General features: G+C 71.1%; 15 protein-coding genes. 4 read left to right on the top strand and 11 right to left on the bottom strand.

The features are described from left to right. Positions 1–8 precede the first annotated feature (8 nt). The 4 genes from ACFXAE_RS25385 to ACFXAE_RS25370 all read right to left on the bottom strand — a co-directional run bounded on the left by ACFXAE_RS25385 (position 9) and on the right by ACFXAE_RS25370 (position 5790). Positions 9–995: a CopD family protein gene (locus ACFXAE_RS25385; RefSeq protein WP_384718777.1), complete on the bottom strand. Its 987-nt coding sequence runs from the start codon at positions 993–995 to the stop codon at positions 9–11. A 207-nt stretch (positions 996–1202) separates the two neighbouring features. Then, on the bottom strand, positions 1203–2606 hold the full coding sequence (locus tag ACFXAE_RS25380; protein WP_384718775.1) for a CoA transferase: 1404 nt from the start codon (positions 2604–2606) through the stop codon (positions 1203–1205). Between the two features lie 69 nt (positions 2607–2675). Next, entirely contained in the window at positions 2676–4208 is a 1533-nt protein-coding gene (locus ACFXAE_RS25375) for a S8 family serine peptidase (protein WP_384718773.1), read from the bottom strand. A 52-nt stretch (positions 4209–4260) separates the two neighbouring features. Next, on the bottom strand, positions 4261–5790 hold the full coding sequence (locus ACFXAE_RS25370) for a S8 family serine peptidase (protein ID WP_384718771.1): 1530 nt from the start codon (positions 5788–5790) through the stop codon (positions 4261–4263). Between the two features lie 270 nt (positions 5791–6060). Here ACFXAE_RS25370 and ACFXAE_RS25365 point away from each other — a divergent pair, with 270 nt between their 5' ends. From ACFXAE_RS25365 to moaA, 3 genes are all read left to right on the top strand, one after another. Then, entirely contained in the window at positions 6061–6417 is a 357-nt protein-coding gene (locus ACFXAE_RS25365) for a DUF485 domain-containing protein (protein WP_384718769.1), read from the top strand. Then, a complete protein-coding gene (locus ACFXAE_RS25360) occupies positions 6414–8042 on the top strand; it encodes a cation acetate symporter (protein WP_384718767.1) in 1629 nt (542 codons plus the stop codon). The genes ACFXAE_RS25365 and ACFXAE_RS25360 overlap by 4 nt, the downstream gene beginning before the upstream one ends. A gap of 156 nt (positions 8043–8198) precedes the next feature. Further along, the gene (gene moaA, locus ACFXAE_RS25355) at positions 8199–9188 is read left to right on the top strand and encodes a GTP 3',8-cyclase MoaA (protein WP_384718765.1); all 990 of its coding nucleotides are present in this window, start codon (positions 8199–8201) and stop codon (positions 9186–9188) included. 5 nt (positions 9189–9193) lie between these two features. Here moaA and ACFXAE_RS25350 read toward each other — a convergent pair whose 3' ends face one another. Together ACFXAE_RS25350 and ACFXAE_RS25345 are read right to left on the bottom strand one after the other, a co-directional pair. Then, on the bottom strand, positions 9194–9418 hold the full coding sequence (locus ACFXAE_RS25350; RefSeq protein ID WP_384718763.1) for a hypothetical protein: 225 nt from the start codon (positions 9416–9418) through the stop codon (positions 9194–9196). 244 nt (positions 9419–9662) lie between these two features. After that, on the bottom strand, positions 9663–10061 hold the full coding sequence (locus tag ACFXAE_RS25345; protein ID WP_384718819.1) for a DUF3099 domain-containing protein: 399 nt from the start codon (positions 10059–10061) through the stop codon (positions 9663–9665). A gap of 244 nt (positions 10062–10305) precedes the next feature. On the opposite strand from ACFXAE_RS25345, the gene ACFXAE_RS25340 reads away from it, so the two are divergent. Further along, entirely contained in the window at positions 10306–10590 is a 285-nt protein-coding gene (locus tag ACFXAE_RS25340) for a GlsB/YeaQ/YmgE family stress response membrane protein (RefSeq protein WP_384718761.1), read from the top strand. 97 nt (positions 10591–10687) lie between these two features. Here the strand turns inward: ACFXAE_RS25340 and tyrS are convergent, their stop codons facing one another. The 5 genes from tyrS to ACFXAE_RS25315 form a co-directional block, all read right to left on the bottom strand. Further along, entirely contained in the window at positions 10688–11956 is a 1269-nt protein-coding gene (gene tyrS / locus ACFXAE_RS25335) for a tyrosine--tRNA ligase (protein ID WP_384718759.1), read from the bottom strand. A 65-nt stretch (positions 11957–12021) separates the two neighbouring features. Further along, the gene (locus ACFXAE_RS25330; protein ID WP_384718757.1) at positions 12022–13416 is read right to left on the bottom strand and encodes a metallopeptidase TldD-related protein; all 1395 of its coding nucleotides are present in this window, start codon (positions 13414–13416) and stop codon (positions 12022–12024) included. Beyond that, positions 13413–14936 (bottom strand): TldD/PmbA family protein, encoded by a 1524-nt coding sequence (locus tag ACFXAE_RS25325; RefSeq protein WP_384718755.1) that lies wholly within the window; start codon positions 14934–14936, stop codon positions 13413–13415. Before ACFXAE_RS25325 ends, ACFXAE_RS25330 begins: the two co-directional genes overlap by 4 nt. 154 nt (positions 14937–15090) lie before the next feature. Next, positions 15091–15291: a DUF397 domain-containing protein gene (locus ACFXAE_RS25320; RefSeq protein ID WP_384718753.1), complete on the bottom strand. Its 201-nt coding sequence runs from the start codon at positions 15289–15291 to the stop codon at positions 15091–15093. After that, positions 15288–16148 carry a helix-turn-helix domain-containing protein gene (locus ACFXAE_RS25315; RefSeq protein WP_384718751.1) on the bottom strand — a complete coding sequence of 287 codons (861 nt, stop codon included), beginning with the start codon at positions 16146–16148 and terminating at the stop codon, positions 15288–15290. The genes ACFXAE_RS25320 and ACFXAE_RS25315 overlap by 4 nt, the downstream gene beginning before the upstream one ends. Between the last annotated feature and the right edge of the window lie 38 nt (positions 16149–16186).

Raw genomic sequence — 16186 nt, 5'->3', positions numbered from 1 at the left:
AAGCCCGTTCACCAGCGGATCGGCACCGGAAGCGCCGTCAGCAGCCCCGACACCGCGACCACCACGCCGAGCGCGTACACCTCCGCCCGCGCGGGGGAGCAGGCGGTCAGCGGGTCCCGCGCGCGGGCCAGCCGGATGCGGGCCCACAGGGCGAGGACGGCGACCCCGGCCGTCAGGATCACCTTGGCGAGCAGGACACGCCCGTACGCCGTGTCCGTCAACTGCTCCAGGATCGTCTCCGGCGGCATCCGGCGCAGCGAACTGCACACGCCCGTCGCGGTGACGGCGACGAGCAGCACGGCCGCCACGCGCGCGTAGCGCCCCAGCAGCACGGCGCCCGCCTCCGCTCCCCGCCACAGCCGCAGGGTGCGCAGCGCGTGCAGCAGACCGCCCGTCCAGAGCGCCGCGCAGATCAGGTGCACCAGGGTCAGCCCGGAGCCGATGAGCGGGCTGTACTCGGTCGGCGGATGCGCGCGCAGCGCCTCCGCGACGATCACCGCGGCCAGCGGCCACACCTGGGTGCCGGGACGGCCGGACGCCGCGCACAGGGCCGCCGCGAGGAAGGCGTTGACCTCCAGGAGGGCGAGTTTGCCGTCCCTGGAGTCGTAGAGACCGCCGACGTCGATGTCGGCGAGGCCGCCGGGCACCAGGTTGCCGGTGGCCACGACGGAGGCGAGCCCGAGGGCGGCCACGAAGCCGACGGAGTTCGCCGCGGTGGACCAACTGCGGGGCGCGGCAGGGGGAGCGCCGGGCACGGAACGGACCAGCCGCCGCACGAACAACTCGCCGACGGGTATGGACAGCGCCGCGAACAGCACCGTCCGCAGCAGGGCTATGCCACCGGTGCCGGGCGCGTCGGCCTCCCCGGTGCCGTGCAACGCGGGCGCCGGCCCGGACAGCGGTATCACCGCCCCGAGCGCCACCAGCACGAGCACGGCGACGGCCCGCCCCCGCCCACCCCTGTGCGCACCGTCCGCCTTGACCCTGATCCTCATCGAACTCACCCCAGGATCTTCACAAGGCCCCACAGAAGCGGGCAAGTACGGGGGTGAAGCCGACCGTCCTGCCGTAGGTGAGGGCGGTTCCCGCCCCGCTGCGGGCAGTTCCCGCCCCCACTGCGGGCAATCGTGCCTCCCCCAGTGCGTTGAAGGCATGGGAGGCACCCCCAGGGCGGCACGGGTGGGCGGTGGGGGAGACACCCGTCAACGCCGGTGAGTGACACCCCGCGCGGTCCCTCGGACCCACCGGGCCGGATCGCTTCCCCAACACCCCGGCGCCCGCGCCCAGTCACGCGGCCCACCGTCGAACACCACAGGCGACAACGCGTACCGCAGCCTCCCCAGCGGACTGTCCCGCTCCGCGAGCCACCGCCCGACGGGCACGTCACCGGAAGGCTCGGCGGGCCCGGGCACCGCACCTTCCAGCAACCACCCCGCAGTCCGCGCCAACGCCACCCGCACCACCCTGCTCCCACCCACCTCCACCTGCTCGCCGAGCGCCCGCAACACCCCCGCCGCCAACAGGTATCCGGTGCCATGGTCGAGCGCCTGCGCGGGCAGGGCCCCCGGCCGCCGCCCCGCCGAAGCACCGCTCTCGGCCGCCGCGACCCCCGTCGCCACCTGCACCAGACTGTCGAAGCCACGCCGCCCGCCCCACGGCCCGTACGCGCCCCACGCCGACAGTTGGGCCACCACCACCCCCGGCCGCCGCCCGGCCAGCGCCCCGGGCGTCAGACCGAAGCGGTCCAGGGCGCCCGGACGGTACCCCGTCACCACCACGTCCGCCGTCGCGAGCAGCTCCTCGAACACATCGCGGCCGGTCGAAAGATCCAGCAGCGCCGACCGCTTCCCGAAGCCCGTGTCGGCGTGCTGGTCGGCGAGTTCGGGCAGCCCCGGCGCGTCCACGCGCAACACGTCCGCACCGAGCAGGGCGAGCGTGCGGGTGGCGACCGGGCCCGCGATCACCCGCGTGAGATCCAGCACCCGCAGCCCCGCCGCGGGCAGCAGCGGATCCCGGCCCACCGGAGCGAGCACCCGCGCGGGGGCCGAGTCCAGCCGCTCGCGCTCCACGAGGGGCCGCTTCCCCACCTCCACGCCCTGTGGGTGCGCCGCCCACTCCTCGGGCGTCCGCAGGGCGACGGCGAGCCCTCCTGCCGCGTACACCGCCTCCTCGACCTCACGCGCGGAGCGCTCCGCGAGCGCCGCCGCCACCGCCCCCGAGTCCTCCGGCACGCCCAGCGCGGACAGCAGCCGGGCCCGGTGGTGCGGATAGTTGGCGTGCGTGCGCACCCATCCGTCGGCCGTGCGCCAGAACCGCGACAGCGGCGCGAAGGTCTCCGGGGCCCGCCCGTCGACCAGCAGATGCCGCTCGCTGACGAACGCCGTGGCCACCGCCCCGTCGTCCACCCGCACCGCCGGCACCTCGCCGCCCGTCCGCCGTGCCCCCAGTTCGGCGGCGGCCAGCGCGCACGCGCCCGCACAGGCGCGCGCCAACCCCCGTACGGGCAGGCGGGAAGGGAGCGCACCGGGCCGTTCGACGGCCGACACGCGCGCGAGGAGGGCGGGAGCGCCGCCCAGGGCGGACCAGACGGAGGCGAGATCGGTCATGCCCGCACTATGCCGCGAAAGGGGCCGGGCGCGATCGCCCGGCCCCCTGCGCTCACCGCTCCCGCGCGACTACCGCGTCACCGCGTCCAGCGCGTCGGTCATGCCCCAGCCGTAGAAGCCGTTGCGGTTCTTCGGGCCCTCGCACACCGCGTCGGCCTTGCCGTCACCGTCGATGTCGTACGGGTCCGTGCACGCGGTGGCGTCGGCCTCCGCGTACAGCAGGGCCTTCACCAGCGCCGGCGAGGCGTGCGGGTGCGTCGATTTGATCAGTGCGGCGACGCCCGCGACGTGCGGGGACGCCATCGACGTACCCGCCATGTAGCCCCACGACCCGCCGGGCATCGTGCCCAGGATCAGACCGCTGGTGGCGGGCGGCTCCGGCGTCTGGTACTTCGTCGAGTCACCGCCCGGCGCGGCGATGTCGACGACACCCCGCCCGTAGTTGGAGAACGACGACTTCAGGCCCTTCGCACCGGTCGCCGCGACCGTCACCACACCCGGCAGCTGGGTCGGGATGTCGTAGCACTCGGACGGGTCGATCACCCGGTCCGACGGGGTGGAGTCGTTCGGGGAGACCGGGTCGGTGATCTCGTCGGCCGCGAGGTCGTAGTTCTCGTTGCCGGCCGCGGCCACGTTCACCGCGCCCTTGCGCTCCGCGTACTTCGACGCCCGGGTGACGGCCTCGACGAGCGCCTTCTGGTCCGGGTCGTTCGTGCAGTTGAAGTACCAGGGGTCGGTGTAATAGCTGTTGTTGGTGACGTCGACCCCGTGCTCGGCCGCCCATACGAAGCCGCACACCACGGCCTCGGTGTAGAAGAAACCGTCCGGGTTGGACACCTTGATGCCCGAGACCTTCACGCCCGGCGCGACACCGGTCATGCCGACGCCGTTCTTCGCGGCGGCGATCTCACCGGCGACGTGCGTGCCGTGCGGGCTCTCCTCCGCGCCCGGCCGCCAGGCGCCGTCGCTGGTGTCCGGCTTGCCCGACACGCAGTTGACCGACGCGGCCCGGTCGAAGTTGGGCGCGATGTCCGGGTGCGTGTCGTCCACACCGGTGTCGATGACGGCGACGGTCACCTCGGAGCTGCCCAGCGACTTCTCGTGCGCCTGGTCCGCCTTGATGGCGGGCAGGTCCCACTGCAGGCCCTGGAGCGGGTCCTGGCCCTCGGCCGCCGCGGACTCGGCCCGGGCGATCTCGGAGGCGCTGAGTGCCTTCGGGGTGCCCGTGTCCGTGGTGACCGCCGACGGCAGCGGCGCGGTGCGGGTCGCACCGGCCGACTGTACTCCGCGCACCGTGCGGATGGTCTTCGCGAAGTCGGCGTCCGACGAGTGGACGACGATGACGCCGATCTTGTCGTACGACGTCACGATCGTCCCGCCGGCCTCGCCGATCGCCTTCTTCACGTGCGCCGACGTGCCGTGCCCGCCCCGGACGTTGACCACGTAACTGAGCGGGGTGGCGTCGGCGGAGACCGCGGTCGGCTGCTCGGGGGCCGGGGCGGCTGTGGCCGCGGTGTTCGGCAGGAAGGCGAGCGCGGTCGCCATGGCCATCCCGGCCGGGACGGCGAGCGCGCGGCGGTGACGCGGGTGGGACGCTGTCATGGAGTCTCCAGTTCGTTCACGGGTGCGGGCGGGAAGTGCGGGGCCGTGCGGGTCACTCGACGGCGCGCAGCGCGTCGACGATGCCGAAGCCGTAGAAGCCGTTGACCCGGCTGCCGCCCTCGCAGGTGGCGTCCTGCGCGCCGTCGCCGTCCTGGTCGTAGGACTCGGGGCAGCCCGGGTTGTCCGCCTGGGCCTTCAGCAGCGCCTGCAGCTGGGCGGGCGTGGCCCGCGGGTGCTCGGACTTCAGCAGCGCGGCGACACCGGCGGCGTGCGGCGAGGCCATCGAGGTGCCCTGCAGGAAGGCGTACTCGCCGTTCGGCATGGTCGACAGGATGCGGCCGTCCTTCGACGGCGTGTCCGGCAGCTGGTAGCGGCGGTCGCCACCCGGTGCCGCGACGTCGACGACGCCCTTGCCGTACGTGGAGTAGTACGACTTGAGGTTCTGCACGCCCGTCGCGCTGACCGTGACGATGCCCGGCAGCTGGGTCGGCACGTCGAAGCACTCGTGCGGGTCGATGGTGCGGGTCACCGGTGTGGAGTCGTCGGGGCTGGAGTCGTCGACGATGGCGTCGGAGGCCAGGTCGTGGTTGGAGTTGCCGGCCGAGGCGAGGTGCAGGGTGCCCTTCTTCTGCGCGTACAGCTGGGCCCGGTTGACCGCGTCGACGATCGCCTTCTGGTCCGGGTCGTCCATGCAGTTGTACAGCCACGGGTCGACGTAGTAGCTGTTGTTCGTGATCTCCACGCCGTGGTCGGCGGCGAACACGAACGCGCAGACGACGTTCTCCGGGTAGAACAGGCCGTTGTCCGGGTCGCTGACCTTGATGCCGGCCACCTTCACGCCGGGTGCGACACCGGCGACGCCGACGCCGTTGCGCGCCGCGGCGATCTCACCGGCCACATGGGTGCCGTGGTAGTCCTCGTCCGTGTACGGGCGCCAGGCGCCCTCGCTGGTGTCCGCCTTGCCGCCGACGCAGTTGGCCGACTGGGCGGCGGAGAAGTTCGGGGCGAGGTCCGGGTGGGTGTCGTCGACGCCGGTGTCGATCACGGCGACGGTCACCTTGCGGCTGCCGTCGTTGATCTTCGCGGCCTGGTCGGCGCCGATCGCCCGCAGGTCCCACTGGTCGGCCTCGAGCGGCTCGCTGCCGGGGGTCCGCGCGGAGGCGGCCTCCGTCCGCGCGGCCTCGGCGGCGCTCATGAAGTCGGCGGCGCCCTCGTCCGTCGTCCCGGCCGCGGTCAGCGGCGCGGTACGGGTGGCGCCGGCCGACCGGACCCCGCGCGCCGCGCGGATCTCCTCGCCGAAGCCGGGGTTCGCCGAGTGGACGACGATGACGCCGATCCGGTCGTACGTGACCACGACCTTCCCGCCGGCCGCGGCGATCGCCCGCTTCACCGACGCGATCGTGCGGCGGTCCACCTCGGTGTTGACGACGTACGCCAGGGCGGGCGCGTCCGCCGTCTGCTCGGCCGCCACCGTCCGCGGGGCCGCCGAGGCCGCCGCCGGCAGGAATCCGAGCGAGGCGGTCAGGGACAGCACGACGGGCACGGCGAGGGCGAGCCGGCGTCTGGAACGCAGATGAGCCATGGGGTCTCCACATCATCCGGAAACGAAACCGGCCCGAGACACAAGGGTGGTGCTCGGGCAGGTACATGACGGGGTGGTGCAGGGTGAAGCTATCCCGCGCTCTCGCTGGCCAGCAATGTTTGGCCGGTTACGTCTTCGGAAAACGCCACGGGAAAAGAACGGCGGAGAGTTGAACCGGTCCTCGCGTGGCGCCGTGCCCTTGGGCAGGAAGCGCGAGGACACTCGCCTTTCGTCCCCGCCCGAACCGAAACCGCACCGCGAGGAGACTCCGTGGCCGCCGAAGCACCGCCCCCCTCGACAGAACAACACAAACTCCCCACTCCCGAGGAGTTCACCGAGGTGCAGGAGAGCGCTGAGTTCGGTGAACTGCGCCGCTCCTACCGCTCCTTCGCCTTCCCGCTGACCGTCGCCTTCATCCTCTGGTACCTGCTGTACGTCCTGCTCTCCAACTACGCGGGCGACTTCATGGGCGCCAAGCTGTTCGGCAACATCAACGTCGCCTTCGTCTTCGGCGTTTTGCAGTTCGTCACCACGTTCCTCATCGCGTGGTGGTACTCCCGGCACGCCGCCGCCAAGCTCGACCCCAAGGCCGAGGCCATCAAGACCCGTATGGAGGGCGGCGCATGAGCCCCGCGATCACCCATGTCACCCTCGCCGCGAACGAGGCCAGCGAACACCGCGGACTCATCATCACCCTGTTCGCGCTGTTCGTCCTCGCCACCCTCGGCATCACCGTCTGGGCGGGCCGGCAGACCAAGGACGCCGCCGACTTCTACGCGGGCGGACGCCAGTTCAGCGCCTTCCAGAACGGACTCGCGGTCTCCGGCGACTACATGTCGGCCGCGTCCTTCCTCGGCATCGCCGGCGCCATCGCCCTCTTCGGCTACGACGGCTTCCTGTACTCCATCGGCTTCCTGGTCGCCTGGCTGGTGGCGCTCCTCCTGGTGGCCGAGCCGCTGCGGAACTCCGGCCGCTACACCATGGGCGACGTCCTCGCCTACCGCATGCGCCAGCGCCCGGTGCGCACCGCCGCCGGCACCTCCACCATCGTCGTGTCGATCTTCTACCTGCTGGCCCAGATGGCGGGCGCGGGCGTCCTCGTCTCGCTGCTGCTCGGCATCACCTCCGACGCGGGCAAGATCCTCATCGTGGCCCTCGTCGGCCTCCTGATGATCGTGTACGTCTCCATCGGCGGTATGAAGGGCACCACCTGGGTCCAGATGGTCAAGGCCGTACTGCTCATCGGCGGCACGATCCTCATCACGTTCCTGGTGCTGCTGAAGTTCAACTTCAACATCTCCGACCTGCTGGGCAGCGCCGCCGAGAACAGCGGCAAGGGCGACGCCTTCCTCGAGCCCGGCCTGCAGTACGGCGCCGACGGCACCACCAAGCTGGACTTCATCTCCCTCGGCATCGCCCTGGTGCTGGGCACCGCCGGTCTGCCGCACATCCTGATCCGCTTCTACACGGTGCCCAACGCCAAGGCCGCCCGTAAGTCCGTCAACTGGGCCATCGGCATCATCGGCGGCTTCTACCTGATGACCATCGCCCTCGGCTTCGGCGCCGCCGCGCTGATCTCCCAGGACGAGATCATCGCCTCCAACCCGTCCGGCAACACGGCCGCCCCGCTGCTCGCCCTGCACCTGGGCGGCGTCGACTCGGCCTGGGGCGCCATCCTGCTCGCCACCATCTCGGCGGTCGCCTTCGCGACGATCCTCGCGGTGGTCGCCGGACTCACCCTCGCCTCGTCGTCCTCCTTCGCGCACGACATCTACGCCAACGTCATCCGCAAGGGGCAGGCCACGGAGAAGGAGGAGATGCGGGCGGCCCGCTGGGCGACCGTCGCCATCGGCGTCGTCTCCATCGCGCTGGGCGCCCTCGCCCGTGACCTGAACGTGGCCGGCCTGGTCGCGCTGGCCTTCGCGGTCGCCGCGTCCGCCAACCTGCCGACCATCCTCTACAGCCTGTTCTGGAAGCGGTTCACCACCCAGGGCGCGCTCTGGTCGATCTACGGCGGTCTCGTCGTCGCCGTCGGCCTGGTGCTGTTCTCGCCCGTCGTCTCCGGCGACCCCAAGGCGATGTTCCCGGACGTCGACTTCGCCTGGTTCCCGCTGAAGAACCCGGGCATCATCTCCATCCCGTTCGGCTTCCTGATGGGCTGGCTCGGCACCGTCCTGTCGAAGGAGGAGCCCGACGTCAAGAAGTACGCGGAGCTGGAGGTCCGGTCCCTGACCGGCACCGGAGCCCACTGATCCGCACCCCGCGCGGCCGCGTCGCAGGGACCCCGCAGGTCCCTGCGACGCGGCCGTTCGTCCCTCGTCGCATCGGATCGCTATGGGTTGTCGGTGGCGTCACGTAGGCTCGCAGACAGCCGGGCACGAGTGATCCGCGTCGAGGGAGGGGGCCACGTGCTCATCGACACCTACGGCCGAGTGGCCACCGATCTGAGGGTCTCACTGACCGATCGGTGCAATCTGCGTTGCACCTACTGCATGCCCGAAGAGGGGCTGCAGTGGCTGGCCAAGCCCGACCTGCTCACCGACGACGAGATCGTCCGCCTCGTCGACATCGCCGTCACCTCCCTCGGCATCGAGGAGGTCCGCTTCACCGGCGGCGAGCCGCTGCTCCGCCCCGGCCTGGTCGGCATCGTCGAGCGCGTCGCCGCCCTGGAACCCCGTCCGCAGATGTCGCTCACCACCAACGGTATCGGGCTGAGGCGCATCGCGCCCGCGCTGAAGGAGGCGGGCCTGGACCGGGTCAACGTCTCCCTGGACACGCTCCGCCCGGACGTCTTCAAGACCCTCACCCGCCGCGACCGCCACCAGGACGTCCTCGACGGCCTCCACGCGGCCCGCGAGGCCGGTCTGACCCCGGTGAAGGTCAACTCGGTCCTGATGCCGGGGCTCAACGACGACGAGGCCCCCGACCTCCTCGCCTGGGCCGTGGAGCACGACTACGAGCTGCGCTTCATCGAGCAGATGCCCCTGGACGCCCAGCACGGCTGGAAGCGCGAGGGCATGATCACCGCAGGGGACATCCTCACCTCCCTGCGCACCCGCTTCGAGCTGACCGCCGAGGGCGACGAGGCGCGCGGCTCCGCACCGGCCGAGCGCTGGCTGGTCGACGGCGGCCCGCACCGCGTCGGCGTCATCGCCTCCGTCACCCGCCCCTTCTGCCGCGCCTGCGACCGCACCCGCCTCACGGCCGACGGACAGGTGCGCACCTGTCTGTTCGCCACCGAGGAGACCGACCTGCGCGCGGCCCTGCGCTCCGACGCCCCCGACGAGGAGATCGCCCGCATCTGGAAGCTGGCCATGTGGGGCAAGAAGGCGGGCGCGGGCCTGGACGACCCGGCCTTCGTCCAGCCGGACAGGCCGATGTCCGCCATCGGGGGCTGAGCGGGCTAGGCCCCTTCCGGAGCCTCCCACTCCTCGAACCGGACGACGTCTTTCAGGAAACCCCGGACCCCGAGGAACTGCGACAGATGCTCGCGGTGCTCCTCGCAGGCGAGCCAGGTCTTGCGGCGCTCGGGGGTGTGCAGCTTGGGATTGTTCCAGGCGAGCACCCACACGGCGGCGGTGCGACAACCCTTGGCGGAACAGATCGGCGTCTCGGGATCAGGGACCATCACACCGCCGACCCTAACCCGACCGGCGCAGTGCGAAATGCCGGGGAAAAGGCGACGCCGAGCAGCCACGGGGGGAGCTGCCCGGCGTCGGTCCGTCGCTCCGACGGGGGATGCGGAGCGCGTACGAAGTATGTCACGGGACACCTCGCCCCCGGGACCGTACGCACATGATTGATCTGAGCAAATCTTGAGCTTGGCGGGGAAGCGCCTTCCGCTTGACACGGTTTCCCCTCACCCCCGATCTTCACGACCGCTCGGGCCGCTCCGTTCGTGCGTCCGGCACCGCCTGTGACGCCGCATCTTCCGCATCGGGTTCCGCGGAACCGTCATTCGTCCGCGGCGATGCGATCATCGGCCTCATCGGCGTCGTCACGAAGGTCGACGGCAGTGACGGCGCGTTCTCGCGCCCGGCGTTGGCGATCACCACCGCGATGTACGGCAGGACCATCCCGAGCACCAGCGCCACGATCGCGACGTGCCGCTCCACGTTCCACAGCGTCGCCGCGAGGATGACCGAGATCGTACGGACGATCATCGAGATCACGTACCGGCGCTGCCTCGCCCGCACGTCGTCATGGAGGCCCGCCCGGGCGCCGGTGATCCGGAACACCTGGACGCTGCCGCCGCCATGCTGCTTCCGCATCACATTCCACCATCCGCCCGCATCGGACCTTCCCTGTACCTGACCGGCCGGCGCACCGTCCCGTGACGCCGGGTCCGGACATGTCCACGTTACGCCGCGCCCGGCCGGGCCACGAGAGCGGGTCGCCCCGCCCCGCGGCGCCCCGCCTGCGCCGTAGCACGTACGGCAGGTCCGACATGCGGCGTACCGCGTCTCGGCCGACACTGGCCGTAATGCTCGCGTCGAGCCGTACGAGGAGGCAGCCATGGGCTGGTTGTGGGCGATCATCGTGGGATTCGTGCTCGGTCTGATCGCCAAGGCGGTGATCCCCGGCAAACAGCACATCCCGCTGTGGCTGGCCACCATCTGCGGCATGATCGGCGCCGTCGCGGGCAACGCCCTCGCGCGGGGTTTCGGGATCGAGGAGACGCGGGGCATCGACTGGGGCCGGCACATCTTCCAACTGGGCGCGGCGATCGTCGTCGTCCTGCTCGCGGAGATGCTGTACACCGCGATGAAGCGCAGGAAGCACGAGCGGCGGCGGGCCTGACCCGGCGACGACGGCGTACGACGAGGCGGTTTCCGGCGTACGGCGAAGGGGCGGCCTCCGGCGCACGCCGGAAACCGCCCCGCACCAGCGCCTCGGCTCAGCCGGCCGTGACCTCCACCGCCGCCAGGTTCTTCTTGCCCCGGCGCAGGACCAGCCAGCGCCCGTGCAGCAGGTCCTCCCCGGCGGGGACGGCGTCCTCGGCGGTGACCTTGACGTTGTTCACGTAGGCGCCGCCCTCCTTCACCGTGCGCCGCGCGGCCGACTTGCTCGGCACCAGACCGACCTCGGCGAACAGGTCGACCACCGGACCCAGCTCGGCCACCTTGACGTGCGGCACCTCGAAGAGCGCCGCCGCCAGCGTCCGGTCGTCCAGCTCCGCCAGCTCGCCCTGCCCGAAGAGGGCCTTGGACGCGGCGATCACGGCGGCCGTCTGGTCGGCGCCGTGCACCAGCGTCGTCAGCTCCTCGGCCAGCGCGCGCTGGGCGGTACGGGCCTGCGGACGCTCCTCCGTCTGCCGCTCCAGCTCCTCCAACTCCTCACGGGACCTGAAGGACAGGATCCGCATGTAGCCCGAGATGTCCCGGTCGTCCGTGTTCAGCCAGAACTGGTAGAACGCGTACGGCGTCGTCATCTCCGGGTCGAGCCAGATGGCGCCGCCCTCGGTCTTGCCGAACTTGGTGCCGTCCGCCTTGGTCATCAGCGGCGTCGCGTAGGCGTGGACGGAGGCGTCCGGCTCCAGCCGGTGGAGCAGGTCGAGACCCGCCGTGAGGTTGCCCCACTGGTCGCTGCCGCCCTGCTGCATCGTGCAGCCGTGGCGCCGGTACAGCTGGAGGAAGTCCATGGCCTGCAGCAGCTGGTAGCTGAACTCCGTGTAGCTGATGCCCTCGGAGGACTCCAGACGCCGGGCCACGGAGTCCTTGGTCAGCATCTTGTTGACGCGGAAGTGCTTGCCGATGTCCCGCAGGAACTCGATCGCGGACAGGTTCTGCGTCCAGTCGAGGTTGTTGACCATCTGGGCCGCGTTCTCGCCCTCGAAGGTCAGGAAGGGCTCGATCTGGCCGCGCAGCCGCTCGACCCAGCCGGCGACGGTCTCCGGCGGGTTCAGCGTGCGCTCGGCGGTCGGACGCGGGTCGCCGATCTGCCCCGTGGCGCCGCCGACCAGCGCCAGCGGCCGGTGGCCGGCCTGCTGGAGCCGGCGCAGGGTGAGTACCTGCACCAGGTGCCCCACGTGCAGGGACGGCGCGGTCGGGTCGAAACCGCAATAGAACGTGACGGGACCGTCCGCGAGCGCCTTGCGCAAAGCGTCCTCGTCGGTGGACTGGGCGAACAGCCCGCGCCACTTCAGCTCGTCGACGATGTCCGTCACGGTTCTCGTGTCTCCTTGATGATCTTCGGCCGGTCGGGTGACCGCCGATTACGACGCCTACGAGGTTATACGCCCTGGCTGACCGAGCTCATATTGAAATCGGGGACGCGCAGCGCCGGCATCGCGGCCCGGGTGAACCAGTCGCCCCACTCCCTGGGCAGCGTCTTCTCCGTACGGCCCGCCTCGGTGGCCCGGCCGAGCAGGTCCACCGGCGACTCGTTGAACCGGAAGTTGTTCACCTCACCGGTGACCTCGCCGTTCTCGACGAGGTACACGCCGTCCCGGGTCAGCCCCGTGAGCAGCAGCGTCGCCGGGTCGACCTCGCGGATGTACCACAGGCAGGTCAGCAGCAGCCCGCGCTCCGTGGCCGCGACCATGTCCTCCAGGGACCGGTCGCCGCCGCCGTCCAGGATCAGGTTGTCGATCCCGGGAGCCACCGGCAGACCGGTCAGGCCCGCGCCGTGCCTGCTGGTCGTCAGCCGGTTCAGCTCGCCCTCGCGCACCCAGTCGGTGGCCGCCAGCGGCAGCCCGTTGTCGAACACCGACTGGTCACCGCCCGAGGAATGCGCGATCACGAACGGCGCCGACTCCAGACCCGGCTCGTCCGGGTCGCTGCGCAGGGTCAGCGGCAGCTCGGTCAGCCGCTCGCCGACCCGGGTGCCGCCGCCCGGCTTGGAGAACACCGTGCGCCCCTCGGTCGCGTCCCGCCCCGAGGCCGACCACAGCTGGTAGATCAGCAGGTCCGCCACCGCGGTCGGCGGCAGCAGCGTCTCGTACCGGCCCGCGGGCAGCTCCAGGCGCCGCTCCGCCCAGCCCAGCCGCACGGCCAGCTCCGCGTCGAGCGCCGCCGGGTCGACGTCCTTGAAGTCCCGCGTGGAGCGCCCCGCCCACGCCGACCGCGTACGGTCCGGCGACTTGGCGTTCAGCTCCAGCGTGCCGTTCGGCTGGTCGTGCCGCAGCCGCAGCCCCGCCGAGGTGCCGAGATAGCTGGAGACCAGCTCGTGGTTGGCGAAGCCGTACAGCTCCCGGCCACCGGCACGCGCGCGTGCGAACGCCTCGCCCAGCGCCGGGGCGAAGTCGGCGAACACCGCGGAGGAGGTCTCGGCCGGCGCCTCAGTGAACTCGGGCGACGGGACCACCCCCGTGACCAGCGGCTGCGCGTCCTCGGCCGGACCAGCCCCCCGCGCGGCGGCCTCGGCGGCCCGCACCAGCGGCTCCAGCTCGTCCACGGTCACCGCGGAGCGGGACACCACCCCGGAGGCCGTGCCCTGCGCGCCGTCCACCGTGGCGATCACGGTGAGCGTGCGCCCGCGCGTGACACCGTTCGTGGTGAGCGCGTTGCCCGCCCAGCGCAGATTGGCGGTGGACTCCTCGTCCGCGATCACGACACAGCCGTCGGCCCGGGACAGCTCCAGAGCGCGCTCGACGATCTCGTGCGGCTTGGTGGTACGCGCGCTCATCGCCCGGCCTCCTGCGTCGTGTTCAGAATGTTGACTCCCTTGAAGAGCGCGGACGGGCAGCCGTGCGAGACCGCCGCGACCTGCCCCGGCTGGGCCTTGCCGCAGTTGAAGGCGCCGCCCAGGACGTACGTCTGCGGACCCCCGACCGCCGCCATGGAACCCCAGAAGTCGGTGGTCGTGGCCTGGTAGGCGACGTCCCGCAGCTGCCCCGCCAGCCGCCCGTTCTCGATGCGGTAGAACCGTTGCCCGGTGAACTGGAAGTTGTACCGCTGCATGTCGATCGACCACGACCGGTCACCGACGACGTAGACGCCCCGGTCCACGCCCCCGATCAGGTCCTCCGTCGACATCCCCGCCGGATCCGGCCGCAGCGACACGTTGGCCATGCGCTGCACCGGCACATGGCCGGGGGAGTCCGCGAACGCGCACCCGTTGGACCGCTCGAACCCGGTCAGCTTCGCGATCCGCCGGTCCAGCTGGTAGCCGACCAGCGTGCCGTCCTTCACCAGGTCCCAGGACTGCGCCTCGACGCCCTCGTCGTCGTAGCCCACCGTGGCGAGCCCGTGCTCGGCGGTGCGGTCACCGGTGACGTTCATCAGCTCGGAGCCGTACTTCAGTTTGCCCAGCAGATCGAAGGTGGCGAACGAGGTCCCGGCGTAGGCCGCCTCGTAGCCGAGCGCGCGGTCCAGCTCGGTGGCGTGCCCGATGGACTCGTGGATGGTCAGCCACAGGTTGGACGGGTCCACCACCAGGTCGTACAGCCCCGGCTCGACGCTCGGCGCGCGCATCTTCTCGGCGAGCAGCTCCGGAATCCGCCCCAGCTCGTCGTCCCAGTCCCAGCCGGTGCCCGTCAGGTACTCCCAGCCCCGGCCGGCCGGCGGCGCGATCGTGCGCATGGAGTCGAACTCACCGCTGGAGCCGTCGACGGACACGGCCGTGAACACCGGATGCAGCCGCACCCGCTGCTGCGTCGTCACGGTCCCGGCCGTATCGGCGTAGAACTTGTTCTCGTGCACGGTGAGCAGCGAGGCGTCGACATGGTCCACCCCGTTCGCCGCCAGCAGCCGCGCGCTCCACTCGGCCAGCAGCCCGGCCTTCTCCTCGGCGGGCACGGCGAACGGATCGATCTCGTACGACGACACCCACGTCTTCTCGGAGTGCACCGGCTCGTCGGCCAGCTCCACTCTCTCGTCCGACCCGGCCGCCCGGATCACCTGCGCGGACAGCTTCGCCATCGCGACGGCCTGCGAGGCGACCTTGGCGGCGGCGTCGAGCGTGAGATCCACTCCGGAGGCGAACCCCCAGGTCCCGCCGTGCACCACCCGCACCGCGTAGCCGAGGTCGGTGGTGTCCGACGACCCGGCCGGCTTGGCGTCCCGGAACCGCCAGGACGCGCTGCGCACCCGCTCCAGACGGAAGTCCGCGTGCTCCGCCCCGAGCGACCGCGCCCGCGCGAGCGCGGCGTCGGCGAGGGCCCTTAGCGGCAGTGCCAGAAACGACTGATCGACTTCATGGGGCACGGGTGGAGATCCCTTCGGGGGCTTGCCTGTGGTGGCCGTCGGAGGCAGTGAACCATGACTTGCTCTCGAGCTCCCCTGACCCGGAAAACAGACCAACGGGTGGGTACGGGAACAACTCCCGTACCCACCCACTGACGTCACGTACGACGCGAACTCAGTCGTCCAGCGACGCGTCGGCCGCGAGTGCCGCGAACGCCACCCATGCGGTCGGCGTGACGACGAGAGGACGGATGCGCTTGTCCTTGGAGTCGCGGATGTGGATGGCCTCGGGGCGCATGGCGACCTCGACGCAGTTGTCACCCTCGCTGCCGCTGTAACTGCTCTTGAACCAGTGCGGTTCATCGATAGTGCTCATAGGACTCCTCGCATCTGTTCCAGCAGCTTCACGGTAGCCCGGCAGTCCAGGGCTTGGGAACGCAGCTTGCCATAGCGCTGGAGCAGGACACTGACGTCTTTGGGCGTAGAGATCAGTGTGCTTGACCGCTGTCCCTCGGTGTACCCGACCCACTGATGAGAAGGAGTCTCGGCCAGGTACATCTGACCGTCGATGCCGCAATGGTCCTCCTGGAGGCTGGGCATGACCTGAATCTCGACATTGCGCCGGATGCCCATCTCAAGAAGGTGATCGATGACCTGCCTTGTGACGTCGCACCCTCCCATGCGCCGCTCCAGGATGCTCTGTTCGATGACGAAGCTGAACGCGGTGTTCTGCCTGGTGGAAATGAGCTGCTGACGGTCGAGCCGAGCCGCGACCTCACGTTCGATCTGCTCCTCGGAGGCAGGTGGCAACCGCCGATCGAACACCGCCCGGATGTATCCCTCCGGCTGCAACAGCCCGGGAACAGCCCGGCACTCGTACGCGTACAAGGAGATCGTCTCCTCCTCGATCCCCGCCCACTGTCGGAACCACGACGCCAGCCCCGCCCTCCTCGTCAGGCTCTTCGCCGCCGCCGTGAGGACCTTGGCCGCGACCTGCCCCAGGACCTCCTCCGCCCGCGCGGGCAGGTCCGCCGGCGGGAACCGCTTCCCCTGCTCGATCTTGGCGACGTACGCGGCCGAGTACCGCACCCGCAGCGCGAACTCCTCCTGCGTCAGGCCGGACTCCTCGCGCAGGGCCTTGAGGACCGCGCCGAAGGTCTTGAGACTGTCGGAGAGTTCCGCCTCCGTGCCATTCGCGCCGCCGTTTCCGCCTCCACCGTGATCCGCCCTCATCGCCGCGTGCCTCCCGTGTCCGCGCTTTCACGCCTCGC

The organism is Streptomyces sp. NPDC059454 (genome assembly GCF_042749965.1).
GTDB lineage: Bacteria > Actinomycetota > Actinomycetes > Streptomycetales > Streptomycetaceae > Streptomyces.
This window is presented reverse-complemented; position numbering and strand designations above follow the sequence as displayed.

Coding starts and splice junctions, on each gene's coding strand:
- ACFXAE_RS25385 (WP_384718777.1), bottom strand. CDS start 995: ATGAGGATCAGGGTCAAGGCGGACGGTGCGCACAGGGGTGGGCGGGGG.
- ACFXAE_RS25380 (WP_384718775.1), bottom strand. CDS start 2,606: ATGACCGATCTCGCCTCCGTCTGGTCCGCCCTGGGCGGCGCTCCCGCC.
- ACFXAE_RS25375 (WP_384718773.1), bottom strand. CDS start 4,208: ATGACAGCGTCCCACCCGCGTCACCGCCGCGCGCTCGCCGTCCCGGCC.
- ACFXAE_RS25370 (WP_384718771.1), bottom strand. CDS start 5,790: ATGGCTCATCTGCGTTCCAGACGCCGGCTCGCCCTCGCCGTGCCCGTC.
- ACFXAE_RS25360 (WP_384718767.1), top strand. CDS start 6,414: ATGAGCCCCGCGATCACCCATGTCACCCTCGCCGCGAACGAGGCCAGC.
- ACFXAE_RS25350 (WP_384718763.1), bottom strand. CDS start 9,418: ATGGTCCCTGATCCCGAGACGCCGATCTGTTCCGCCAAGGGTTGTCGC.
- ACFXAE_RS25345 (WP_384718819.1), bottom strand. CDS start 10,061: ATGCGGAAGCAGCATGGCGGCGGCAGCGTCCAGGTGTTCCGGATCACC.
- ACFXAE_RS25340 (WP_384718761.1), top strand. CDS start 10,306: ATGGGCTGGTTGTGGGCGATCATCGTGGGATTCGTGCTCGGTCTGATC.
- ACFXAE_RS25330 (WP_384718757.1), bottom strand. CDS start 13,416: ATGAGCGCGCGTACCACCAAGCCGCACGAGATCGTCGAGCGCGCTCTG.
- ACFXAE_RS25320 (WP_384718753.1), bottom strand. CDS start 15,291: ATGAGCACTATCGATGAACCGCACTGGTTCAAGAGCAGTTACAGCGGC.
- ACFXAE_RS25315 (WP_384718751.1), bottom strand. CDS start 16,148: ATGAGGGCGGATCACGGTGGAGGCGGAAACGGCGGCGCGAATGGCACG.